At 71.2% G+C, this 24654-nt stretch carries 13 protein-coding genes and 1 pseudogene; 3 read left to right on the forward strand and 11 right to left on the reverse strand.

Annotated features, from left to right (window positions below):
* Positions 1 to 552: 552 nt before the first annotated feature.
* Positions 553 to 1308, reverse strand: a complete 756-nt coding sequence (locus ABZU74_RS28015) for a DUF1707 domain-containing protein (RefSeq protein ID WP_355429835.1) — start codon at positions 1306 to 1308, stop codon at positions 553 to 555.
* A gap of 711 nt (positions 1309 to 2019) precedes the next feature.
* Here ABZU74_RS28015 and ABZU74_RS28020 point away from each other — a divergent pair.
* Positions 2020 to 2919, forward strand: a complete 900-nt coding sequence (locus ABZU74_RS28020) for a DUF1963 domain-containing protein (protein ID WP_355429838.1) — start codon at positions 2020 to 2022, stop codon at positions 2917 to 2919.
* Positions 2920 to 4212: 1293 nt separating this feature from the next.
* On the opposite strand, the gene ABZU74_RS28025 is transcribed toward ABZU74_RS28020, so the two are convergent.
* Both ABZU74_RS28025 and ABZU74_RS28030 read right to left on the reverse strand, forming a co-directional pair.
* Positions 4213 to 4608, reverse strand: coding sequence for a hypothetical protein (locus ABZU74_RS28025; RefSeq protein ID WP_355429840.1), 396 nt, complete (start codon positions 4606 to 4608; stop codon positions 4213 to 4215).
* Between the two features lie 81 nt (positions 4609 to 4689).
* Positions 4690 to 5681 (reverse strand): annotated as a pseudogene (locus ABZU74_RS28030) (transposase).
* 849 nt (positions 5682 to 6530) lie between these two features.
* Here ABZU74_RS28030 and ABZU74_RS28035 point away from each other — a divergent pair.
* Together ABZU74_RS28035 and ABZU74_RS28040 are read left to right on the forward strand one after the other, a co-directional pair.
* Positions 6531 to 8216: a hypothetical protein gene (locus tag ABZU74_RS28035; RefSeq protein WP_355429843.1), complete on the forward strand. Its 1686-nt coding sequence runs from the start codon at positions 6531 to 6533 to the stop codon at positions 8214 to 8216.
* Between the two features lie 183 nt (positions 8217 to 8399).
* Positions 8400 to 8606: a phosphopantetheine-binding protein gene (locus ABZU74_RS28040; protein ID WP_355429846.1), complete on the forward strand. Its 207-nt coding sequence runs from the start codon at positions 8400 to 8402 to the stop codon at positions 8604 to 8606.
* On the opposite strand, the gene ABZU74_RS28045 is transcribed toward ABZU74_RS28040, so the two are convergent.
* From ABZU74_RS28045 to ABZU74_RS28080, 8 genes are all read right to left on the reverse strand, one after another.
* The gene (locus tag ABZU74_RS28045; protein WP_355429849.1) at positions 8592 to 10580 is read right to left on the reverse strand and encodes an amino acid adenylation domain-containing protein; all 1989 of its coding nucleotides are present in this window, start codon (positions 10578 to 10580) and stop codon (positions 8592 to 8594) included. The two genes, ABZU74_RS28040 and ABZU74_RS28045, sit on opposite strands and share 15 nt — an antisense overlap.
* Positions 10577 to 13459 carry a type I polyketide synthase gene (locus ABZU74_RS28050; protein ID WP_355429852.1) on the reverse strand — a complete coding sequence of 961 codons (2883 nt, stop codon included), beginning with the start codon at positions 13457 to 13459 and terminating at the stop codon, positions 10577 to 10579. The genes ABZU74_RS28045 and ABZU74_RS28050 overlap by 4 nt, the downstream gene beginning before the upstream one ends.
* Positions 13456 to 16869: an amino acid adenylation domain-containing protein gene (locus ABZU74_RS28055; protein WP_355429854.1), complete on the reverse strand. Its 3414-nt coding sequence runs from the start codon at positions 16867 to 16869 to the stop codon at positions 13456 to 13458. Before ABZU74_RS28055 ends, ABZU74_RS28050 begins: the two co-directional genes overlap by 4 nt.
* Positions 16869 to 17135, reverse strand: a complete 267-nt coding sequence (locus ABZU74_RS28060) for a phosphopantetheine-binding protein (RefSeq protein WP_278146919.1) — start codon at positions 17133 to 17135, stop codon at positions 16869 to 16871. The genes ABZU74_RS28055 and ABZU74_RS28060 overlap by 1 nt, the downstream gene beginning before the upstream one ends.
* Complete coding sequence (locus tag ABZU74_RS28065) at positions 17135 to 19390, reverse strand: beta-ketoacyl synthase N-terminal-like domain-containing protein (RefSeq protein ID WP_355429857.1); 2256 nt, start codon at positions 19388 to 19390, stop codon at positions 17135 to 17137. Before ABZU74_RS28065 ends, ABZU74_RS28060 begins: the two co-directional genes overlap by 1 nt.
* Complete coding sequence (locus tag ABZU74_RS28070) at positions 19383 to 22610, reverse strand: amino acid adenylation domain-containing protein (protein ID WP_355429860.1); 3228 nt, start codon at positions 22608 to 22610, stop codon at positions 19383 to 19385. Before ABZU74_RS28070 ends, ABZU74_RS28065 begins: the two co-directional genes overlap by 8 nt.
* A gap of 165 nt (positions 22611 to 22775) precedes the next feature.
* The gene (locus ABZU74_RS28075; RefSeq protein ID WP_354974201.1) at positions 22776 to 23615 is read right to left on the reverse strand and encodes an aminoglycoside phosphotransferase family protein; all 840 of its coding nucleotides are present in this window, start codon (positions 23613 to 23615) and stop codon (positions 22776 to 22778) included.
* A 5-nt stretch (positions 23616 to 23620) separates the two neighbouring features.
* Positions 23621 to 24421, reverse strand: a complete 801-nt coding sequence (locus tag ABZU74_RS28080; protein WP_355429863.1) for a response regulator transcription factor — start codon at positions 24419 to 24421, stop codon at positions 23621 to 23623.
* Positions 24422 to 24654 lie beyond the last annotated feature (233 nt).

A 24654-nucleotide genomic window follows, 5' to 3' on the forward strand; every position in this document is an offset into this window, starting at 1 on the left:
TTGGTCGATTGCTGTCTTACCGGGAGCCTCGTCCTACATGGACAGCGGCCTCCCGCACCGCCCGTGACCTGCACCGTCACGATGAAAATGGCTCAAGGTGAAGCAATTCCTCAATCTCGCCCGGCACCGAGATCCTCCTGAACAGCTGGACCGCCCACGCCGCTGAACTGGTCGCCGTCGACCCCGCCACCGGCCAGCGCCGAGTACTGACCTCACTACCCGACCACGCGCGACTGACCGTCCGCGGCAACTAGAACTGTTCGAGCCAGCACCAGCACGGCCCAGCGCTCGTGAGCAACCAGGGATTCGAACCCACGACAGCCTCTTGTCGAGCCTGTTCAGGAGTTGTCATTGCTTGTCAAACCCCTTGCTACCGACAGCAGCCCAACCGAGCTCATCATTGCTTGCCGACAGTGGTCGTTGAGCTGCGGAGACATCGCCAGACGCTCATCCCGACATCGTCAAGATCACCAAATTGAGCAGCTGGGATCGACGAGGTCGCGGCAAATCGTCGCGTCGCGAATCGTCGACTCACGTACTTCATGACCGTGGTCAGCGATGGAGGATCTCGACCTGAATCGCACCGCCGAGCACTCCAGCGGGACAGATCGTCACCAGGGCTGCTACCACGGCAAACGAGACCCTCGGCCCACGCTCCATGCCCGGGTTGAGACGGTAGACGGCCGTCGCCACGAGGAGCAAGCCGGGAAGCATCATCAGGAAGCTACGTCCGCCTTCGGCGGCGCTGGTCGCCCCGACCATGAGCACGAACGCGATCGCTAGCAGCCACAGGTCGCCGGGGCGAGGCGGCGCGACCTTCAGGTCGGTGACTCTGACCTTGAGTACGTCCGCGAGTTCGCCGCGGGTTCGGGCGGCCTGGACAGCGACCGTCACACTCGCCATCTCGTCCGGCGTCATGTCACCTGCCGCGACTTGCGCGGCAACCGTCGCCAGAACATGCTCCCTATCCCGCTCGGTGATTAGCTTTTGGGCGATCGCAGCGGCGCGCCTGGCATCCTCGACCTCGACGACTGCGGGTTCGCACGCCTCTCTGTTGAAGTAGGACATCTGCTGTGCTCGCACGAAGACAAGGTCGTCCGCTTGCAGGGGCAGCGGCTCGGAGGCTGTCCACGAGGTCCATCGTCCAGCTCCGTCGAGCGGCTGGAGAGTGATCCTCGGCTGGCCGTCCTCGATCGTGATGTCCTTTACGGCGTGAAGCTTCCATCGACGATCGCGCAACTCGCTCTGCCGCTGGGCGACGCTGAAGTCACGGTGGCTCGGTGCCTGGCGACCACCCACGGTGGTCACGTGCCGTGCGGGGTGGTCGGTGCACGGATGCTTGGGCCATGGCGGTCCTAGATCATCGAAGAAGACTCGACTGCCATGCTCATTGGCGTAGAAATAGACCGACGCGCCGCAGAGGGGACAGCGGGCGTTAGGGGTAATCCACCCTACCGAGGTGCTGGACGGCGTTGGAGATGATGACGACCTCGTATAGCTCCGCCGCGGCGGCGCGGAAGCCCTAGCAGAGGAACGACTCACGTTGTGGGTGGACACCCAGTGCCGCTTACCGCCCGACGTTGTTCGCCAATGCCCGCGACGTCGGTACGTCGTCACCAGACCACCACGAGGCGTTGCGTCAGCATCGCTGGAGGATAGCCACCCTCGACGACAGGCCGCTAGCGGCTGTCGCACGCTGGTGCGCGGCTCGGCGTGGCGGGCGCCGATGCACGTCGAGCTGGTGTCAACGCCGACGCCAAGCATTTTGGTCACCAAAGGGTGGCTATAACGAACGAGATCGGCTCCACTGGGACAGCCATAACCGGCCCACCACATGCCGGTCTCGCCGATAGTCACGTAACGCCGCTCAAGGACTACGACTCCTGGCGCTGCCGCCGACAGTGCGCCGATCTGTCGAGATGTGTGCACCCGATCCCGGCGACAGCGATGCCGACGACAGCGCGTGCGGGCCGTGGGCGCACGGTCGCCGGGCTCGCCCTCGTGGCACCATGTTGCGCTATGGATCATCAGGGTCAGCTTCGTCGTGCAGCGCTCGCGTTGGGCATCCCGGACGACGAGATCAGCCGGTTCATCCAGCACCTCCGTTTGTCGATCCGGTTGAGCGGAGGATCCAGCGGTGATCCGGTCGGGCAGTTCGGTGGGTTGCCCCGGCTGCCGGTGGGCATGGACTGGCCGTCCGACGGGGTCAGTCCGTTGCCGTTCATCTTTTCGGTCGACTGTGCGGCGATGCCAAGAGTCGAGGGCTTCGGCCTGCCGGCAGACGGCTCGCTGCTGTTCTTCCTGAACCACGAGCAGGCCAGTGCCACCGGGGAGCGGAGGTACGGGCGAGTCGTGTATGTGCCGGCCGGCACCGATACCGAGGTGGCAGCAGGATCCACCGACCCCGCGTTCACCGAGAAGCAGTACGACGTCGGCGCCACGCTACGCGCGGAGTTCCCCGATTGGTTCGGGGCGGACGAGGACGAGGCTGACGAGGACGAGGACGAGGACGAGGACGACCTGTCGCCCTTCCAGCAGCAGTTGGCCCGGGACCTCGAGCGTGACCTGCCGCACCTGGACGAACTCCGCACGCTGGCCAACGATCTCTGGCCGCCTGACAACGGGTACGCCAGCGCCTACCTCGGCGGGTACGCCGACAAGGAGGTAATCAAGAGTATTGCGGAGCAGACCCTCGCGTGGCGCGAGAAGACCGGCGAGATCGTCATCCCGGTCGCGAAATGGTATTCCCATGTGGAGAAGGAGACGCACCGGCTGACGAGTGAGTGGGTGTCGCTCGCCCGCTTTCCCGTAGACAACGAGTTCTACTACCGGAGTGACGGGAGTTTCGTGATCCGTCACGACGACCTGGCCGCTGGTCGGCTGGACGAGGCGCTCCCCATGGCTGAGTTGATCCCGTAGAACACCGGCGGCGCCGGGCCACGATCTGCGGTGCCGGCGATGCCGACGTCAGATGCTGAGCATCCGCTTTTGCCGATCCGGATGTCGATTGTCGACGGCCGGTGTCAGCCTCAGCGCGTCAGGTCACCAGTTGCGGCGAGGTCAGCAGCGATGCCGGGCAGATTCCGTTGCGCTGGCCCGTCGCGTGCGGGCAGCCACGCTACGACGGTTTCGGCTCGGTCGTCGGCCAGCGGCACGAAAACCACCCCGGGGCGGCGAATGCTGCTGGCCAAGCGGGCCAACCGGGTCACCCCCCAACGCCAGCGGCGACGAGTCCGAGCAGGCTCGACATCCCGCCGGCTCGCTGGACGACCCGCGGGGTGAACTCGGCGGCGGCGAAGTTCGCAGGCCGGTGACCTCGTCACCCTGAGGGTCGTACATAACCAGGCCGTACCTTCGTTACGCGCCGCGAAAGCGCTGAAGCGGTCGGCGAGCGGTCCAAGCACGTCAGCCTGTTTCGGGCGCCGCACGGCGGCGTCTCCGCTCCCAGCGGGCTTGTCGATCGGCATAGGCACGCCGCGCATCCGCCAGACTGACCGGCCGTTCGGCATAGGCACGACGATTGGAAGCTGTCCCCTGACGAGAGGGCTCTTGTGGCGTCTGGCCATCTAGCGGTTCTATCCCTCTACGCCGCGACCGAAGCCGGATCGGCCCCGCGCCTTGACCCTCACACAGTCGTTCTGTTGTTGCCGATCATGAGCGACGCGGACCTCCCCTTGGATGCGGGCGATGTCCTCGCTGCGATGTTGACCGCCTGTGGCGCCGCTGGAGAGATCGGAGCTCTGGCGCGGATACTCCTTGAGGAGCAGGGCTGCTGGGGCCCGCAGCACTGGACTCTGAACCCGGCCGGGCGAATCAGCGAGAGTAGGTACGCATTCCGCCGCGCTGGGGCTATGTCGTCAGACATGCTGACTCAGGTCAGTTTGCTGCTGGGGTCCGGTGGCAACGCTTGAAAACCGCGCTGCTGCGGCGGATCTCCTCGTCGGGCAGTCGTTGACCGTCCAGCCTCCCACGGACGGGAACAAGGTGGAGCGCTCTAGGTCCGAACGACCTTGTCCCCGTCCGGGGAGGCTGGTAGCCCTTGTGGTGCCCGGCGAGGGGATCCGCAGCGATCTCTGAGGAGGGCCGGAGTTCGGGGTGGAAGAGAAGCACAATCCGCGGGGAATGAGGCGTCGCGTCTGCTGACGTTAACCGTTGCTCGCCGTTGTTTCGGGCACGGATCGGGCATGCTTGGACGTAGTGTCAGCCACGCCCTCACCGTCGACGGTTCGCCCTCGCAGCCTGGATGGCCCAGACGTTGGCGAAAAGAAGGCCACCCACTAGGCCGGCAAAGAGTGCGCCTCCCCCACCAGTCATGCCGGTCACTCTGAAAAAGATCCAGGCGGCCACTGCAACGGCTGCCGAAGTGATGCCGAGCCCGGCCGGAATCCCCTTGCCGGAGAGCCATCGCTGCATTCCGACGACTATCAATGACGATCCGATCAGCAGACCCGCAAGCAGACAGAGCGCCGATGTGAAGGCCTGTGCAGAGCTCGCGGTCACTGCGACCCCGAAAGCGGTCACGGCCAGACCAACGACTAGGGAGATTGGCCCCGCTCCACGCGGCCACGCACGATCATCGCGATGCGGAACCTGCTCGGCTTGGGTCACGGCCGAGATACTGCCATGCCGGCTGACCATAGAACCAAAGGCAGGCGACAAGGCGTTGCCATCCCGATGCTCCTCTGGGGGTCAAGTGCTCAGGGCAGGAGAGTCTGCGCGGAGGGCGGTGTAGACGTCGCGGACGATGTAGCGCTTGAGACAGCGCAGGATCTCCTGCTTGCTGAGGCCTTCGGTAATGCGTCGTTGCTGGTAGGCGCGGGTGCGTTCGTCGTAGCGCAGACGGCCAGAGGGCGATGGTGTGCAGGGCGTGGTTGGCGCCGCGGTCGCCTCCTCGGTGGAGACGATGGCGGCGCACACGTCCGGAACTGGCGGGGATGGGTGCCGCTCCGCAGAGGTGGGCGAGGGCGGCCTTGGAGTGGAGTCGGTCGGGTTGTCGCCGGCAGTGGTCAGGAGTTGGGCAGCGACGTCGGTGCCGACGTCCGAACAGAGCGCTGGTGCGTGGTGCGGTTCGACGGACCAGCGGTGTCAGTTGTCGGTCGAGGGCGTGGATCTCCTCGGTGAGAGCGAGCGCCCGTCGGGCGAGCCCGGCCAGCGCCGCAGCGGTGGCTTGTTCCTGGTCGTGGAGTCGGCTCAGGTCGGTGGTGAGGGCGGCACAGCGGTTGACCAGGACAGCGGCGCTGAGCGTGGTCAGCTCGACCCGGAGGGCTTGCGGGGCAGCGGCGACCAGGCCCCGCATCTGGTTGATCGCGGCGGTTCGGGCCTTGACCGCGCCCTGGCGAGCAACCCGTAGAGCGCGGATGGCCTCGACCGGACCAGTGCGGCTCTTCGGGATGCCCATGGCGGTGCCGGCGAGGGTGGCCCTCGCGGGCGAGGCCAGCGCCGTAGCTACCAGTGCCCTCAACCCCGACCGCCACCAGGCGACCGAAGGACCGCGTCCAGGCCAGCAGGTCCGCGTAGCCGTCGCTGGTCGCGGGGAACTCGACATCCGCCAGGAGACCGCCGGTACTGTCGATGATCGCCGCATGGTGAGTGTCCCGGTGGGTGTCGACACCACCGATGACCGATCGCTTCTTCGCTGCATTGCTGGTGAGGTCCGCCCTTCTCGGTCGCGTCGAGAACACGTGGACACGTCACCGGTCAGGCGATGCGGACAACACAGTGGTGGGCGCCTCTCGCACAGGCTCCTATCAAGTCACGACGCCTGACCGGTGACATGCAGTTGGCGGGGCCACCGAGCCGGCCGACGAATCGGGATCAGGACAGCAACCGTCGGTCTGCCGGTGAGTCAGACCAACCCGGCGACCCACCCCACCATCCTCACTGTCTGCCGCCGACCCACACCTTGGTGGAGCGGGCCAGGGCCAGGGTGACAAGGTAGAGCGCCCTACCGGACGAACGACCTTGCACCCTGGCCCTGGTCTGCTCGGCTCGCCTGGGTTGGTGGGCTGGCGGGTTGCACCGAGACGGCCCCACGCCGCTCCGGCAGGTCGGCGGCCCATTCGACGATTCCCACGACGCGGCTCGATCCCGAAACCACCGCCGCGATCGCGAGCAGTCCCGGCAGCGGATGGATCCGGCCGCTGGCGTCCCGTGGGTCCGGAACCCTGGCGAGGGCCTGCAGCAACCCTGGCGTGTCCTGTTCCGACAGCGGCAGTATTCGCCGCTGCACCGATCGCGACTCCTGCGTGACAAGACGTCTTTGATAAACAGCGTACGGCCCGGCTACCTGAAAGACATTGATCGATGTCTTGACTCCATGCGCCGGCCTGCTCATGATTTACTGCGGCGGTTCAAAAGTGAGGGTGGATGTGATGACGCAGGTAGAGCCACCGGCAGGAGGCCCCACATCAGCCGCCACTCTCAGCGAGCTTGGACAAACTGGCCGACTCGCGCGTGCCAGTTCAGGCACGAGGGACTGGCTGACACGTGGGGCCCATCGGCGGGAACTGAGTATCGCGAGCCTCGGTTCGGTGCTCCTCGCTGTCGCGATGATCTGGCTGATTCCGCCGTACGTTCGCGTGGTGACTGCCGGCGGCAAGACTGTGCCGATCGCCGACCCGGCCCACACCATCGTCGGTGACGTGGGTGACCCGACGGCCCAAGCATGGCTGGTGGGATGGGGTGGCCACGCTCTCACCCACGGTCTGCGTGGCCTGTGGGATACCAACGCTTTTTATCCCGACGCGTACGGCCTAGCCCTGAACGACAGCCTGCTCGGCTATGCCCCGGCAGGGCTGATAGGCACCGGTGTAGTCGGCGCCGTGCTGCGCTACAACATCCTGTTCGTGCTGGCTTTCGCGCTCGCCTTCCTCGGCGGCTACGCGCTCCTGCGCCAGCTTGGCGCGAATAAGGTCGCCGCCGCGGTAGCCGGGGCCGCCCTCGCCTACGCGCCCTGGCGCTACGGCCACGACGGCCATTTGAATATTCTCTCCACCGGTGGCATCACTCTGGCCCTGGCGATGCTGGCGCGCGGCCACGGACTCTCGTTCACCCGCGGCTACCTTGCCGAACGAGTCCGGCCGGGCTGGGCGTTCGCTGGCTGGCTGGTCGCGGCCTGGCAGGTCAGCCTAGGCTTCGGCGTGGGGCTGGGATTCGTATACGTCCTCGCCGCCCTCTGCCTGATCACACTGACAGCCTGGCTGATCCACCGCCCACGCCTTAGCCCGCGGCTGATCGTCAGTGATCTGATCGGCGGGCTGGCCTTCACCGCGGTGACCGGATACTTCGCGTACGCGTACCAACACGTGCGCGAGCTCAACCCAAATGTCACCCGGGACTGGGACTACGTCGCGTTTTTCTCCCCGACACTGCGCGGGCTTCTCGTGGCGCCGCAGTCCTCGCTGCCCTGGGGCACCCTGCACAACGACGCCCGCACCGCTCTTGGTGACGTACCGACTGAGAAAGTGCTGCTATGCGGGTATGCACTGTATCTACTGGCCTTCGCCGGTTTGTTCCTATCCCGCTGGTCACCGGTGCAACGGCTTCTGCTGCTGTTTGGGGCGGTCGTCGGAGTGCTGTTCGCGCTGGGCACGAACGGGCCGATCTACCGCCTGCTCTATCTTTACGTGCCCGGGTTCGATGGATCCCGTACACCAGGCCGGTTGATCTTGTGGCCCACTCTCTGCCTGGCCATCCTCGCGGCCGGCCTGGTCACCCACCTGGCCGAGGTGGCTCGCAGGGGCGCCAAGCCGAAATGGTCGGTGAGCGCGGCACGGCTGCTGACCGTTCCGTTGCTGGTCCTCGTGCTAGCTGAGGGCCTGCCTGACCTGGACCACCCCCAAACCCCAGCCGAACCGGCCGCGATGGCGCTAGCCTCCGCGCACGCTCCGATCATGGTATTGCCGTCCAACGACGGCATCGACCTCCACGTTCTACTTTGGTCGACCGACGGTTTTCCCACCATGGTCAACGGTGCGGCCAGCTACACCACACCCAACCGTCAGGCGATCCGCGACGTTATGGCGACCTTCCCCAGCGAGCCGGCCCTGGATCGGTTGCACCAGCTCGGCATCCGCAGCGTCGTCCTGCTGCGCGACCGGGTCCTAGGTACCCCATACGAACCACTGCTTCACATCCCGGACGTACCCGGCATCACCCGCCATGACGTCGGGCCAGACGTCGTTTACACCATCGACACCAACACTAAGAACCCCTAACGAAACGATGGTGGGCGTGTCCTCGGGACACGAGGATCGTTCCGTCTGAACGTGAGGAGGGGTGAGCAGTCCCCGCGCCGGTCGCCGCTCTGCTGCGTGGCCTCATCGCGGGAACGGTCGCACCGTGGTGCCGGGCCGAGGGCTCGCCAAGAGCACTCCGGCCGAGAGGGGGGCAGCACGGGCGTGGGGCCGACGGAGATCAAGGTGGTGGCCCTGGAGGTGGTGGGTGAGGTGCTCCAGCAGCAGGTGCGCAACACCGACAACTTCCTGGACCTGGGCGGACACTCCTTCCTCGCGGTCCAGGTCGCACAGGCCGTGGAGCAGCGCGTCGCCAAATCCCTCGGACCCGTTGCGGACTCCTCCGCTCCCGACGCCCTACGCCGAGGGTGACCCGACCCGTACCGGCCGGCGGACCCGGGCCGGCGGGGCGGGCAGAGCCCTGCGGTCGACCTTGCCGTTGGCGGTGGCGGGCAACTCGGGCAGCACCACGTGGCGCAGCGGCACCATGTGGTCGGGAAGCTGCTCGGCCAGGAACGCCCGCAGTGCCGCCTCGCTCACGTCGCCCGCGTCGGCGTGCCGCTCGGTCACCACGTACGCCACCAGGGTCGGGGCCGCACCCAGGTCGTCGCGGAGCAGCACCACGCTGTTCGCGACGAGCGGGTGACTGTTCAGCACCGACTCGATCTCGCCGAGTTCCACCCGCTGCCCACGGATCTTCACCTGCGTGTCGATGCGCCCGCCGTAGTTCAGGTACCCCTGTGGTGACCACCAGGCCAGGTCGCCGGTGCGGTACACCCGCTGGGGACGCCCGGCGACGTGCACGGTGCCGAACCGCTCGGCGGTCAGGTCGGGCCGTCCGGCGTACCCCCGGGCGAGGCAGTCGCCGCCGACCACCAATTCCCCGGGTACGCCCAGCGGGGCCAGCGCACCGTCGTCGTCCAGCACGTATGCCGTGACGTTGGTGATCGGCCTGCCGATCGGGACGGTGGGGTCCGGTTCGGGTCGGCGGCACGGCCAGGCGGTGACGTCGATCGCGGCCTCGGTGGGGCCGTACAGGTTGTCCACCCGCACCGTCGTCAGGGTGGCGGTGAGCTTGTTGACGAGCTTCGGCGGCAGGGCCTCCCCGCTACAGATCACCCGGCGCAGGGCTGCGCACGCGGCGACCCCGGGCTCCTCGACGAACAGGGCGAGCATCGACGGCACGAAGTGCACTGTGGTCACCGCCTCGCGGGCGATGACGGCGGCCATCTCCTGCGGGTCGCGGTGCGCCTGGGCCTCGGCCGTGACCAGCGTCGCGCCGGCCAGGAAGGCCCAGAGCAGTTCCCACACCGACACGTCGAAGGTGTACGGCGTCTTCTGCAGCACCACGTCGCCCGGCCCGATGCGGTACTCCTCCTGCATCCACGACAGCCGGTTGGCCAGCGACAGATGGGTCATCTGCACACCCTTCGGCGCCCCGGTCGACCCGGAGGTGAAGATGACGTACGACAGCCCGTCCACCACCTCCTCCGGCGCGCGGTAGCCGCGCCAGTCGACGGGCAAGGCGGGCAGGTCGGCGCCGGCCAGTGGTCGCACCGGAACGGCCGGGGCTCCGCCGGTGCCGAGCGCGACCCGTCCCTCCTCGTCGGCGAGCGCCAGCGCGGCGTCGGCGGTGGTGAGCATCAGGTCCAGCCGGGCCCTCGGATGGGACGGGTCGAGCGGCAGGTACGCCGCTCCGGCCAGCAGGACACCGAGCACCGCGACGACCATCTCCGGGCTCCGCTCGGTGCACAGGGCGACGACCGAGCCGGGGCCCACGCCCTCGGCGCGCAGTCGCCCGGCCAGCGCCGCTGCCTCGTCGAGCAGGTCCCGGTAGCTGCGGTCGCGTCCCCCGCCGCGCAGCGCGACGGCGTCCGGGGTGCGCTCCGCCTGCCGGCAGATCGCCTCGTGCACGGGTGTCCGGGGGGCCGGGGTCGGCGCGGGGTTGAAGCCGAGCAGGGTGGCCCGCTCCCGGGGACCGACGAGCACCGCCTCGCGCACCGGGCGGTCGGGATGGGCGGTGAGCCATCCGCTCAGGGTGTCCAGTCGTTCCTGGAGGTGGGTGGGATGACAGTGGTCGCCGGCGAGCCAGACCGGCACCGGGCCCACCGTTCCCGCCGCCTCGCCCGGTGGGCCGGGTGTCACCAGCACCACGTCCACCGGGGACAGCTCGGGTGACGGTGTCCGCGTCTGCGCGCGTACCTCTGTCAGAGTGGTGTCCGGGTGCACGCGCAGCGTGTGGTCGCCGTGCGGGCCGCGCACCGTTACCGACGTCGCGCCGGAGAGGCGTTGGGCGAGCACGGCCGCCACCGCTGCCGCATGTGCCAGGTCGGTGGGGTCGGTCATGCGGTCACCAGCTCGGCCAGGACGCGCGGCGTGGGTCGCGCGGACAGTTTCTCCATCGGGATGCGGACGGCGAAGCGGCGCTGCACCTGGTTGACCATGCGGATGAACAGCAGGGACTCACCGCCGACGGTGAAGAAGTCGGTGTCCGGCCCGATGTCGGGCGAGCCGAGCAACCGGCCCCACAGCTCCACGATCTCGCCCACCACCGTGCTCTCCCCGGTAGCCGCGGGAGGCGGCGACGGTTCGGCGGTGTCCGGGGCCGGTGGCGGTGTCGCCTCCAGCCAGTGACGGGTACGGGCGAACGGGTACGTGGGCAGCGCCACCCGTCGCGCCGGGGTGTCGCCGCGCACCGCCGGCCAGTCCACCGTCACCCCGGCCGTCCACAGTCCACCGAGCCCGGCGAGGACGTCGGCGGCGTCGGCCCGCGGCGTCGGTCGCGGCTGTATGGCGAACCCGGGCACCCCCCGTCCCTGCGGTGTCTGCCGGGCCATGCTGGTCAGCGCGGTGCCGGGACCGACCTCGACGAGCACGGGGTCGGGTAGCTCCAGCGCGGTCAGCAGGGCGTCGTGGTAGCGCACGGGGCTGCGCAACTGTGCCGCCCAGTAGCCCTCGGCACGCGCCCGGCCGGCGTCGAGCAGCGCGCCGTCGACGCTGCTGACCACCGGGATGGTCCGGGGTCGGTGGGGCACCCGGTCGGCCTCGACGCCGAGCAGCCGGGCCGCGTCGGTCATCATCCGGGTGTGGAAGGCGCGCTGCGCGGGCAGCGCCCGACAGGGCACGCCGGCCGCGTCCAGGCGTTCGCGGAACGCGGCGAGCGGTGCCGGCGGTCCGGCCACGACGGTGACCTCCGGCGCGTTGCGGGCGGCGATGTCGAGGGCGTCCAGGCCCGCGAGGTGTTCCTCCACGGTGCGCGGCCCGGCCAGCACGACCAGCAGGTGACCCTCCGGGGCGTCCTGCATGAGCCGGCCCCGGGTGGCGACCAGGCGCAGCATGTCGTCGTCGGCCAGCTCACCGGCGAGCGCGGCGGCCGGGAACTCACCAACCGAGTGGCCGATCATCGCCGCCGGACGGACGCCCCACGACAGCAGCAGCCGGCCGAGCGCCACCTCGTACAGGGCCAGGGCCGGCTGGGTGACGTCCGTGCGGTGCACGACACCTTGCGGGTCGTCGTCGACGAGGACGTCCCGCAGGTCCAGCCCGAGGACCGGGGCCAGCAGCTCCGCCCCGTGGTCGAGGTCGGCCCGCGCCGACGGGTAGTGGTCGTAGAGACCCCGCGCCATGGCGGGAAACTCGGCGCCCTGCCCGGGGAACAGGAAGACCACCCGGGGTCGGCGGGCCGCCGCGCGCACCCGCGCCCGGCGCAGCCCGGCGAGCGCCGCCGGGACGTCCCGCGCGGCCACCGCCAACCGGTGCGGGAAGTGCCGGCGGTACGCCTGCGCCGTCACCGCGACGTCCCGCACGGACAGGTCGGGGCGCTGCCGCACGTACTCGTGCACCTGCTCGGCGGCCTCGCGGACCGCCTCCGAGGTCCGCGCGGACAGCACGATCACCTCGGCGGGGCCGTCGGCGGCCGATGGCTCCGGCGGGATCGGGCCGTCGGCCTCCTCCAGCACCACGTGCACGTTGGTGCCACCCAGACCGAAGGCGCTGACCGCCGCGCGGCGCGGACCATCGGCGGCCTCCCACCGACGGGCGACGGTGTCCACTGTGAACGGTGTCGACCCGTCCAGCAGCTCGGGCCGGGCCTGCTTCAGGCCGGCGAGCGGCGGGATCTGCCGGAAGTGCAGGGCCAACGCTGCCTTGATGAGACCGGCGACACCGGCGGCGGCGTCGAGGTGCCCGACATTGGCCTTGACCGAGCCGATCGAGCACTGTCGCCCGCCGCTGCGGAACACCTCGGTCAGCGCGGCCAGCTCGATGGCGTCGCCGACCTCGGTCGCAGTGCCGTGCGCCTCGAGGTAGCCCACGGTCGCCGGGTCGACGGCGGCGGAGGCGTACGCGCGGGTCAGCACGTCGACCTGCCCGGCGATGCCCGGCGCGGTGTAGCCGACCTTCATCCCACCGTCGTTGTTCACCGCCGACCCCTTGATCAGGGCGTACACGGTGTCCCCGTCCCGGCGGGCGTCCTCGGCGCGTTTGAGCACCACCAAGGCGACCCCGTTGCCGGGCACGGTGCCGTCGGCCGCGGCGTCGAAGGGCCGGCACGTGCCGTCCGGCGACATGATGCCCTTCGTCTCGTAGAGGTACCCGGCCTGCTGCGGCACGGCCACGCAGGCGCCACCGGCGAGCGCCACGTCCGAGTCGCCGCCGCGCAGGCTCTGGCAGGCCAGGTGCACCGCCACCAGCGACGTCGAGCAGGCGGTCTGCACGGTGATGGCGGGTCCGCCCAGGTTTAGCCGGTACGCGATCTTCGCGGCCAGGTGGTCCTTCTCGTTGCCCAGCACGACCGACAGCAGCCCCTGCGACTCGACGACGTCGGGCTGGGCGAACACGTGGTGCAGCGCGTAGTAGTTGAACCCGGCCCCGGCGAAGACGCCGACCCGACCAAACGGTCGCTCGGTGGCGAGCCCCGCCGACTCCAGCGCGGCCCACGCCGTTTGCATCAGCAGCCGGTGCTGCGGGTCCATCGTCTCCGCCTCCCTCGGAGTGATGCCGAAGAAGGCCGCGTCGAACAAGTCCGGGTCGGCCAGGACTCCGCGCGCCGGCACGTACGCCGGGTCGTCGAGCCGGTCGGCGGGCACCCCGGCGGCCAGCAGCTCGCCCCGAGTCAGCGCACTGACAGTGGTCTTCCCGGCGACCAGGTTCGACCAGTACTCCCAGACGTCGGCGGCGCCGGGGAACCGACCGGCCAGGCCGACGATCGCAATGTCGTCGTTCATGAGGGTACGCCTGCTCTCTCGGTCTGCGCGTGCAGATGCTGGGCCAGCGTCTGGACGGTCGGGAAGCGGTAGAGGTCGGTGAGCGGGATGGTCCGGCCGGCCAGCCGCTCCTGGAGCAGCCGGCGCACGATCGCCAAGCGCAGCGACTCACCGCCGACGTCGAAGAACGCCTCGTCGACGTCGAAGTCGTCGGTGCCCAGCGCCTCCACCCAGGCGCCCATCACCAGCTCCTCGAACTCGGCCAGCGACGCCGAGCGCTGGGCGGGAACCCGGGCCGACGCGGCCGAGGTCTCCGGCGGCGCGGCCGAGGTCTCCGGCGGCGCTGTCGGTTGGGCCAGCGCTCCCAGCGCCCGCAGATCGACCTTGCCGTTGCGGTCCAGCGGGAACTCGGTCACCGTCACCCACTGCTGCGGCCGGGCGTACGGGGCCAGGTCGGGCTCCACCGCGCGGCGCACGGCGGCCACGTCGACGCCGTCCGGGTCGGGCTTGAGCGCCGCGCAGAGGCGTACCCCGCTCGCCGGGTCACCGGTGGGGAAGACCACGGCGTCGCGGACGCCCGGCTGCGCCCGCAACCGGCGCTCGACGTCGACCGGCTCCACCCGGTGTCCGGCGATCTTTACCTGGCGGTCGTTGCGGCCCAGGAAGCGCAGTTGGCCGTCGGTGCCCCAGCGCACCAGGTCCCCGGTGCGGTAACGGCGTTCCCCGTCGTGGCGCACGAAGGAGGCGTCCGTCCTCGTCGGGTCGCCCAGGTACCCGTCGGCCAGACCGATGCCGCCGGCCAGCAGTTCGCCGACGGCGCCCGGTGGGACGAGACGACCCGACGCGTCGACGACGGACAGGTCGGTGCCGTGCACCGGAGCACCGATCGGCAGCGGGTCGGGCGTCGCGTCGGCGTGCTCGACGGAGTACGTGGTGGTGAAGGTGGTGTTTTCGGTGGGGCCGTACCCGTTGGTCAGGCGCAGGCCCCGGCAGGCCCGCAACACCTGGCGCACGTGCGGCGGTGACACCACTCCCCCGCCGGTGAACAGCTGCCGCAACCCGGCGAACGCGTCCGGACGGTGGTCGGCGACCAGGTGGAACACGCCCGAGGTGAGCCAGGCGTGGGTGACCCCGGCGGTGCTCAGGACGTCGGCCAGCCCGCGTGGCGTCGGGTCCTCCGGCGGGAAGACCACCACCGTGTCGCCGGTGGCCAGGGGCACCAGCAGCTCCAGGGTGGACGCGTCGAACGCCAGCGGGGACAGCCGCAGCATCCGCATACCCGGCCGCTCGGCGAACATCCCCGGGTCGTCGGCCAGTCGCAGCACCGCCCGGTGCGGCACGACGACGCCCTTGGGCACGCCCGTCGAACCGGAGGTGAAGGAGACGTACGCGGTGCGCGCCGGGTCGGTCGGCGCCGCCTCGACCGGGTCTGCCCCGACGGGCGTCCGCGGATCGACGAGCGGGCAGTCGACGACTCCCGGCCAGGGCTCGCCCACACCGAGGCGGGCCCGCGCCGCGACGGTCGCCGCCAGATGGGTACGCCACTCGGCGGTGGCGTGCTGATCCACGGCCACGTAGTGCGCGCCGAGCCGCAGCACGCCCAGCACCGCAACCGCCTCGGCGGCCGAGCGGGGCACCTCCAGGAGAACCGCGTGGCCGGCACGCACCCCGTGGCCGTGCAGGAGACGGGACTGCTCGACCGCGGCGTCGTGCAGGTCCCGGTAGGTGAGCGTCAGCCCGGTGTGCGCGTCGACGAGCGCGGACCGCTCGCCCGCCGACTCCGCGTACGCCGCGAACCGGTGCCACACGTCGTCGGCGGTGTCGTACGTCCCGCCCGAGCCCAGCTCGCGCAACCGGGCGCGCTGACCCGCCGAGAGCGTGGTGACGTCCCGCACCGTCGCGTCCGGGTCGGCGGCCAACTCCCGCACCGCCGCCTGGAACGACTCGACCAGTTCCCCGGCGTCGGCGGCGGTCAGCAGGGCTGTCGCGTACTCCAGCGCGAACCGGGGACGATCCGACCACGACTGGAGGTAGAGCAGGGCGTCGAACACCGCGCCGCCGCAGTGGCTCTCGTGCACCCGCCAGGTACGGTCGCCCACCACCAGCTCGTCGGGCACCAGCTCGTGGTGGGCGGCGAAGCCGAGCTGGGCCAGGGGGTTCCGTCCCGGGTCGGTGCCGGCGCCCAGCGCGGAGACGACCTTCTCGAACGGCACGTCGGCGTCGGCGACCGCCGCGGCCAGGGCGTCGGCGATCCCGCGGACGAACTCCCGGACGGTGCTGTCGTCGGTCGCCGCGCAGCGGACCGGGACGACCCGGGTGCAGAGGCCCACCAGGCGGTCCATGCCCGCCTCGAACCGGCCCGCCGCCGGCACCCCGAGCACCAGGTCGTCCAGACCGGCGCGGCGGGACACTGTCAACGCCCAGGCTGCCAGGGCCACCGACGTGACGGTCACCCCGCACTCCCGGGCCAACCCGGTCGTCGCCTCCGCCGCCGTCTCGTCCAGGTGGAAGCGCAGTCGGGCGCCCCGCCCGTCGGCCTCGGCGACCGGCGGCAGGTCGGTGGGGAGCGTCACCGTCCACGGTGCCCCGTCCAGCCGCGCGGCGACCCGGGTCAGGGCGGACTCCAGCGCGCCGGACGACTCCTGCGCGGCGAGCCGGGTGCCGACCCAGTCCGGCGACGGGGCCGCCTCGGCCGGGCCGTCCCCGGCGTAGAACTCGGCAAACTCCCGCGCGAACAGTCCGACGCTCCAGCCGTCGCTGACCGTGTGGTGCACCAGCATGGTGAGCAGGTCGCGCCGGCCGGTTCGGGTCAGTACGAACACCACGGGTGGCTGCGCGAAGGGGCGCAGCAGACGCGCGGCGGCCGGGCCGTACAGGTCGTGCACGGCGCGTACCGCGTCGTCGTCGGGCAGCGTCTGGTGCAGCAGGCGCGGCTCGTAGGGCGCGGGCAGCACGATCCGGGCCTGGCGGGGGTCGCGCACGAAGCGTGTCCGCAGCGCCTCGTGTCGGGTGGCCAGCTCGCGCAGCGCCCACCGGACCCGGGCCGGGTCGAGGGGCCCGTCCGCCTCCACCGTGAACATCAGGTGGTACGGCGCGTCCTGGTCCAGCAGGTGCGCGGCCAGCATGGACCGCTGACCCGGCAGCAGCTCCCGCTCTGCCGGCCGCCGCGCGACGACGGGTGGCGCGGTGTCGACGAAGTCCACGGCGCCGGCGAGGGCCTGGGCCAGCGGCAACGCCGACAGCAGGCGGGCGCTGTCCACGTCCGCCCGCAGCTCGCGTTGGCCCAGCGCGACGAGGGCGATGGCCTGGAGCGAGGTGCCGCCCAGGGCGACGAACGACTCGGTGGCGGCCACCGCGCGGAGCTGTTCGGGGGTGCCGCCGAGCACCCGCGCGGCGAGCGGCGCCCAGGCGGCGAGGTCGGGGGCGACCATCAGGCGGTCTCCGCCGCCGGACGCTCCAGCGGCACCTCGCTCGCGACCTTGCGCAGGTCGGCGAGGCGGGGGTTCTCCAGCACGTGGCCGAACATCACCGCGAGGTTGAGTTCCTGGCGGATCAGGGTGCTCAGCCGCAGCGCGCTGAGCGAGTGGCCGCCGAGGTCGAAGAAGTCGTCGTCGTCGTCGACGGTGTCGACGCCGAGCACCTCCATCCACAGCTCTTCGAACTCGGCCACCCAGGTCCGGTCGTGTACGTCGCGCATCAGTGTCGCCTCTCTGTGGTCGGGTCGGCTCCGGGTGCGTCCAGGTAGTGCCGGGTGGCCGCGAAGGGGTAGGTGGGGGCGGGCAGCCGGCGGCGGCCGGTGTCGTGCACGGGATCCCAGGCGTCGGTGAGACCCAGCTGCCACAGCGCGCCGACGGTCGCCAGCAGTCGGGCGTGCCGGTTGGCGGGAAGTGCCGGCTGGTCGGCGTCCAGGTGCGGGGTGACGCTGGTGCCGACCTCGATCCAGAGCACCTGGTCGGGCGCGTCGGGGGGCGGCGTCGACGTCGGGGGACGAAGGGCGGCGGCCCGCCAGAAGGCGCTGTCGTCGGGCCGCCCGTCGATGAGCAGGGGCAGAGCGGCGGGGTGCAGGCGTACCCCGGAGTCGTCGGTGTCGCGCAGCAGCGCCAGCGCGTCCGCGAGCGACATCACCCCGGCCACGACGGCGGCGGCCACCGCGCCGACGCCGTCACCGGCCAGGGCGCGCGGAGTGACGCCCCGGCTGCGCAGCGACCGGGTCAGGCCGACGCAGGCCAGCAGCCGGTCGCCGCGTTCCCGGGCCGAATCGTCCAGGTCGTGGCCACGCAGCAGCGCGACGCCCTCGTCGACGGTCCGCCGGTACACCGGGTCGGCGTCGTAGTTGGGTCGGTTGCCGGTCACCGCACCGGCCCCGGTGAGGTGCAGCGCCACCCCGCGCGCCCGAGCCGTCGCGTCGACCTTGCGCAGCCGGGCGACCCCGTCGGTCACGCCGGTCAGGACGGCGGCCCGCCAGGGCAGCTCGGCGCGGCCGGTCCGCAGTGTGTACGCGAGGTCGGCCAGGTCCCCGGGGGCGGTTCCCGCCGCGAACGCGGTGACCCGGTCCAGGCTCTCCTGCGCCACCGCGGCGGTCTTCGCAGAGACCAGGACGAGCTGCGGGACGTGCCGGCGGGGTCGGGCCGCGATTGGCGGCGCCTCCTCCAGCACTACGTGGGCGTTGGTGCCGCCGATGCCGAAGGCGCTCACCCCGGCGCGGCGTACGCCGTCGACAGGCGCCCAGGGTCGGGCGGTCGTCGGCAGCTCGAACACCGAGCCGTCCAGTCGGATCGCCGGGTTGGGCGTACGGAGGTGGGCGATCGGAGGAATCGTCCGGTGCGTCAGGGCCAGGACCGTCTTGATCATGCCGACCACCCCGGCGGCGGTGTCCAGATGTCCGACGACCGACTTGACGGCGCCCAGCGCGCAGGGCGCCCGGTCGGGCCGGGCGGAGTCGAACACCTGCCGCAGCGCCGCCACCTCGATCGGGTCGCCGAGCGCGGTGCCGGTGCCGTGCGTCTCGACCAGGCCCACGGTGTCCGGGTCGACGTCGGCCACCTCCAACGCCGCCGCGATGACGGCGGCCTGACCGGTCGGACCGGGCGCGGTGAAGCCGGCCTTGCGGGCGCCGTCGTTGTTGACCGCGGAGCCACGGATCACCGCGTGCACCGTGTCGCCGTCGCGCAGCGCGTCGGTGAGGCGCTTGAGCACCACCACGCCCGCTCCGTCGCCCGGCACCGTCCCGTCGGCGGCGGCGTCGAAGGCGCGGCAGCGACCGTCGGCGGAGAAGATGCCGCCGGGCTCGTGCAGGTGTCCGCGCCGGGTCGGCGGGGCGACGGTGGCCGCGCCGGCCAGTGCCACGTCGGCGTCGTAGGTGAGCAGCGCCTGCGTCGCCTGGTGCACCGCGACGAGCGACGTCGAGCAGGCGGTCTGCACTGTCAGCGCCGGCCCCTGAAGGTTCAGCTTGTAGGCGATCCGGGTGGCGGCGAAGTCCTTGTCGCTGCCGATGATCACGCCCAGGCCACCGGCCGCCTCGACCGCGCGCTCATTGGGCCACACGTTGTCCAGCAGATAGACGTTGAGCCCGGTGCCGACGTACACCCCGACCCGGTTGCCGTCGGCGGCGACCGGCGGGTGGCCGGCGTGCTCCAGGGCCGCCCAGGCGCACTCCAGCAGAATCCGCTGTTGGGGGTCCATCAGGGCGCTGTCCGACGGTGAGTAGCTGAACAGCCGGTGGTCGAAGCGGTCCGCGTCGGTGAGCACCGCGCGGGCCGGCACGAAGCCCGACTGTTCCACCAGATCCTTGGGTACGCCCCAACCGACGAGCTGCTCGGGCGTGAAGACGCTGACGGCGTCGACGCCGTCGTGGACGTGTCGCCAGAACCGGTCCAGGTCGCGTTCGGCGCCGGGGACCCGGATGGCCATGCCGACCACCGCCACCGCGGCGCTGTCGTCCAGCTCAGCCACGGCCGGCTCCCACGCTGCGCCGCCGGTCGGCCAGCAGGGCGCGGCCATGGCGGCGCTGCGCCGCGTTGGGGTCCGCGACGACGGGCGCGGTGTGCTGGAGCGCCGCCGCGCAGCCGGCGATCGTGCCGCAGCGGAAGAGGTCGGTCACCGAGACGTCCAGACCCTCCTCGGACATCCGCTGCTGGAGCGCGATCAGCGCGAAACTGTGGCCGCCCAGGTCGAAGAAGTTGTCGTGCAGCCCGACGTCGGGCCGCCGCAGCACCTCGACCCAGCAGGCCCGGATCCGTTCCTCCAACCCGGTGCCGACCACTGCGGCCGGTGGCCGCGACGGCGCGGTGGCCGTCCGTGCCGCGCGGCTGTCGGCCAGCAGGCGGGGAAGGTCCACCTTGCCGTGCGCGGTGAGCGGGATGGTCGCCACGGTCAGGATCCGCGACGGCACCATGTACGCCGGCAGTGTCTCGCGCAGGTGCGCCCGCAGGTCGTGCTCGGCGTCCGGGCCGATCCCGTGGACCACGAACGCGACGAGTTCGTCGTCCTCGGCGGCCACGGCGCACGACCGCACCGCGGGGTGGGTGAGCAGGGAGCCCTCCACCTCGGCCAGCTCGACGCGGTAGCCGCGCAACTGCACCTGCGTGTCGTTGCGGCCGAGGTACACCATGCTCCCGTCGAGACCCCACTTCACCACGTCGCCGGTGCGGTACATGACCCCGCCGCCGTACGGGTCGGGCGGGAACCGCGCCTCGGTCAGCTCCGGGTTGTCCAGGTAGCCGTGCGCAACGAGCGCGCCGCCGCAGTACAGCTCGCCGGGCACGTTGAGGCCGGTCGGCCGCAGGTCCTCGTCGAGGACGTAGCAGCGCGCCGACGGCAACGGCACGCCGATGGCACCCTCGGGGACCCGGGGCACGTCGGCGGCCGACGCCTGGAAGATCGTGACGTGGATGGTGCCCTCGGTGATGCCGTACATGTTGACGAACACCGTTTGCAGACCCGGCGCGTCCGCGATCAGCGACGCCAGCCGCGACCAGCTCAGCGCCTCACCGCCGAGGACGACGTAGCGGATGCGGGAGGTCTCGTCGGGGTCGAGCGCCCGCAGGTACGGTGGCAGCAACCGGTAGAGCGCGCCCGGGGTCTGGAACAGCACGGTGACGGCCTCGCGACGCACCAGCCGGGCCAGCCGTTCCCGGTCCACCAGGTCGACCCGGTCGGCGATGACCAGCCGGGCGCCGGTGGTCAGCGCGCCCCACATCTCCCACACCGACGCGTCGAACGAGAACGAGCTGGCCGCCAGCCACACGTCGGCGGCCGTGACGTCCAGGCCCGCCGGGGTCGGGCTGTTCAGCGCGTCCAGGCCGCCGTGCCCGACCAGGACCCCCTTGGGTACGCCGGTCGAGCCGGAGGTGTAGATGACGTACGCCGGGTCGTCCGGCCCGGGGAAGGTCTCCTCGAGCACGGAGATTCCGTCGAGGGTGTGCGCGTCGGCCAGGGGGGTCCCGCTGTCGCGGGTGAGCGCCGCGGCCGCCTCTGCGGTCTCCGGGTCCACCACGAGCACCGCCATCCCGGCGTTCGCGGCGATCAGTTCGAGGCGCTGGCGCGGGTAGTCCGGGTCCAGCGGCACGTAGACGCCGCCGAGCTTCCACACGCCCAGGATCGCCGCGACGACCGCCGGTGAACGGCCGAGCAGCAGCCCCACCCGGACACCGGGGCGGACACCGCGGTCGGCCAGGCCCGCCGCGATCCGCCCGGCCCACCGGTCCAGCTCGGCGTAGGTGATCTCGACGTCCCGGTGGCGTACGGCCACCGCGTCCGGGGTCGCCGCCGCGTGGTCGGCGAAGCGACGCAGCACCGACGGGTGCGTGACCGGCGCCGACGCGAGCGGCGGGTTCACCCCCTCGGTGAGCTGCGCCCGCTCGGCCTCGTCCACCATGGACGGCTCCCGCTGCTCCTCGTCGACGATCGACCGCAGGAACGTCAGGTAGTGCGTGAGCAGCGTGCCGACGGTCTCCGCCGTGAACAGCTCGGTGCTGTACTCGGCGCGCAGGAACGGCACGTCGGTGGAGACGTCGAGGGTCAGGCCCAGGTCGAACTTGGTGACGTCGATCTCGACGTCGACCTCGGTCAGCCGTACCCCGGCGAACTCGGGGAACGCGAACGGGAAGTTCTGCACCGTCAGCGAGGTCTGGAACAGTGGCGCGTGGCTGAGCTGCCGCTCCCCCACGGTGGCCCGCACGATCTGCTCGAACGGCACGTCCTGGTTGGCGAAGGCCGCCATGCTGGTCCGTCGTGCCCGGTCCACCAGCTCGGTGAAGCTCGGCCGGCCGGACACGTCGAGCCGGATCGGCAGCGTGTTGACCAGACATCCGACCAGGCGCTCCTCGGCGTCGTCCATCCGGTTCGCCACCGGAACGCCGACCACCACCTCGTCCTGGCGCGCGTACCGGGACAGCACCGAGGCGTACGCGGCGAGCGTCACCGCGAACAGCGTCACGCCCCGCGCCCGCCCCCACTCCCCCAGCCGCCGCACCAGTTCCGGCTCGACCGGGCGGCGCAGCACCGCGCCGGTGGTGCCGAGCACGCTCGGGCGGGGGAAGTCGGTGGGCAGCGCCAGTTGTGGCACGTCTACCAGCGCCGCACGCCAGAAGTCGAGGCCCGAGCTGTCCCGCCGCCACGTCTCGTGCTGCCGCTCGGCGTACGCCAGGTAGGACTCGGCGGGCTCGTCGTAGGCGGCCACCGACCCGTCGACAGTGGCGTCGTACTCGGCGGCCAGGTCGCGCAGGAGCAGACCCACCGACCACCCGTCGCAGGCGATGTGGTGCACGAGCACCGCGAGGCCGTGCTCGTCCGGGCCCCAGGAGCGCAGGAAGGCCCGTACCACCGGCCCGTCGGCGAGGTCGAAGGGCTGCCGGGCCTGCTCGGCGACGAGCGTCCGCAGGTGGGCCTCCTGGGTGGCGCGATCGACCCACCCGTCGGCGGTGATGTCGACGTCCACAGCGGGCGTCGACGACACCCGCTGGGTGAGGACACCGTCGACCACCGCGAACGTGGTGCGCAGCGCGTCGTGCCGGGCGACCACCCGGGTCAGGGCCGTGCAGAGGGCCTCGGGTCGCAGCGCACCGCGCAGGTGCACCGCGAAGGCCACCACGTACGCCGGGTTTCCGGGCTGGAGCTGATCGAGGAAATAGAGGCGTTCCTGGGCGAAGGAAGCACGACCGGTACGAACCATGCACCGATCGTGCGGCCCGGCACGTCCCGCGCGGCAGAGCACGTTCTCCTGCCCCACCAGGAAAAGCTCCCGGTCGCGTCGGCGACACGTCGACGCGGGTCCCCGGGCATGGCGCGGCCCCGGCCCGACGCGGGTTGCCGTCGGACCGGGGCGGTGGTCGGCCGGTCAGTACTCGCCGCGCCCGAAGGCCGCCAGCTCGGCGGAGTGCACGGGATTGCTGACGTACGTGGCGCCGATCGGGGCCGTCACCCGGCACCAGGCGTCGAGCCGGCCCACGTCGATGCCGGCGGCGCTCGCCAGCTCGTCGCGGCGGCGCACCATCTCCGCGCGGTCCAGACCCTCCAGCACGTAGTCCACGGCGTCGAAGCAGGGGTCACCGGCGCACGCCATCGGGTCGATCGCCACCAGGCCCCTGCCTCCGCCGTTGAGCACGTTGCCGAGGTGCAGGTCCCCGTGCAGCAGCACGGTGTCGGTGGGCACCGCGAACAGGTCGTCGCGCAGCCGCTTGGACCCGCTCAGGTCGGCGCCCCGGCGCGTCGCCGAGTTGAACAGCACGTCGATCCAGTCCGCCAGTTGACGGGGAGCGGCAGCCGGGTCGCCCGCGCCGTGCAGATCGGTGAGGAAGGCGGCGTACTCCCGCGGTGAGGGCGGCTGCGGCATCTTCTCCACGAGGGTGCCGGGGTGGATCGCTTCGAGCAGGACGGCGCCCTTGGCCGACTCCCGCACCGCCGGCACCCGTCCGCTGGAGGCGAACTGGCGCAGCATGTCTACCTCCTCCCGCACGGCGTAGCTGTCCGGGGACAGCTTGAGCACCGCGTCGCCGAGCGGGCCCACGCACCGGAACACCACTGAGGAGTTGCCGGACTTGAGCGGGTCACCGAGAGTTAACTCCCACTGCTCGACGAGGTCGTCGAGCCGCTGGCGCAGCGTGCCCACCCAGCGGTGCGCGGCCCGGCCGAACCGTGGCTCCAGTCGGTTGGCGATCGCGTCCAGGTCCAGGCTCATCCCGCTCACCCCCGCACCGACCGCGCGCCGGCGTACGCGGCCGCGCCCGGCGCCACGACACCACGCCTGCCGGTCAGCAGAACGCTGCCACCAGGCACCACTGGTGACCGGGAGCCGGGCGGCCCGGGGCGCCCCAACCGCGCCCGGCGGGCGACCTCGATCGCCTCGTACCGGTCAGAAACGTTCAATTTGCTGAAGATGATGGAAATATGATTGCTGACCGTTTTCGGGGACAAATTCAGCTTCGCGGCGATCGCCACGTTGCGCATACCCGAGGCAATCAATTCCAGCACCTCCCGCTCGCGGGCTGTCAGCTCCGGGAAGAGCTGCTGATTGCGGGGCTCCAGGGTCAGTTGCCCGATGAGCTTGTCGGCCACCCGGGGGCCGAGGATGACCTCACCCGTCGCGAGGCCCCGGATCGTCCGGACGATGCCGTCGCCCGGGCAGCTCTTGAGCACGTAGCCCCGGGCGCCCGCCCACATGGCCGCGAGGATCGCGTGTTCGTCCTCGACCGCGGTGAAGACCAGCACCGCTGTCGAGGGCGACACCCGGTTGATCTCCTGGATCGTCACCCCCGCCTGGAACCCCGGCAGCTCGACGTCGAGAACGAGCACGTCGGGACGTGTGGCGGTGGCCAGCGCCAACGCCTCCCGCGCGGACGCCGCCTCACCTGTCACGGCGACCTCAGCCGACGGCGACAGCAGGGCGTGCAGGCCCCTGCGCACCACCGGCTGAGCGTCGGCCAGGACCACCGTCACCGCGTCGGGTTGTGTCTCCGCCGCGACTTCCTCCGGATACCGCCTCATGTTCCGAGTCAGTTCCGAGACCGAGCCAACGCTGACCATCTATCCACCTCACCCCGTCCGAACGGCCCGCGGTGTCTTAGTCGCGCGGGGAAACGCCGCGGTAGCGCCGACCCCGCGTCGTGATGAACATCTACTCACGGCCAACAGAACAACACAAGAAGTGATCCCGGGAACGGGCTCGGTCAGCCTTTTGACGCATCGAAAAACCGAACCAGACTTTCCGTCTTGGCCCT

Source organism: Micromonospora sp. NPDC005171, assembly GCF_040608575.1.
Taxonomy (GTDB): domain Bacteria; phylum Actinomycetota; class Actinomycetes; order Mycobacteriales; family Micromonosporaceae; genus Micromonospora.

What these genes read in the sequence shown, in the direction of transcription:
- ABZU74_RS28050 (WP_355429852.1), bottom strand. Translation starts at nt 13,459, where the DNA reads ATGAACGACGACATTGCGATCGTCGGCCTGGCCGGTCGGTTCCCCGGC.
- ABZU74_RS28045 (WP_355429849.1), bottom strand. Translation starts at nt 10,580, where the DNA reads ATGACCGACCCCACCGACCTGGCACATGCGGCAGCGGTGGCGGCCGTG.
- ABZU74_RS28080 (WP_355429863.1), bottom strand. Translation starts at nt 24,421, where the DNA reads ATGAGGCGGTATCCGGAGGAAGTCGCGGCGGAGACACAACCCGACGCG.
- ABZU74_RS28060 (WP_278146919.1), bottom strand. Translation starts at nt 17,135, where the DNA reads ATGCGCGACGTACACGACCGGACCTGGGTGGCCGAGTTCGAAGAGCTG.
- ABZU74_RS28020 (WP_355429838.1), top strand. Translation starts at nt 2,020, where the DNA reads ATGGATCATCAGGGTCAGCTTCGTCGTGCAGCGCTCGCGTTGGGCATC.
- ABZU74_RS28075 (WP_354974201.1), bottom strand. Translation starts at nt 23,615, where the DNA reads ATGAGCCTGGACCTGGACGCGATCGCCAACCGACTGGAGCCACGGTTC.
- ABZU74_RS28055 (WP_355429854.1), bottom strand. Translation starts at nt 16,869, where the DNA reads ATGGTCGCCCCCGACCTCGCCGCCTGGGCGCCGCTCGCCGCGCGGGTG.
- ABZU74_RS28070 (WP_355429860.1), bottom strand. Translation starts at nt 22,610, where the DNA reads ATGGTTCGTACCGGTCGTGCTTCCTTCGCCCAGGAACGCCTCTATTTC.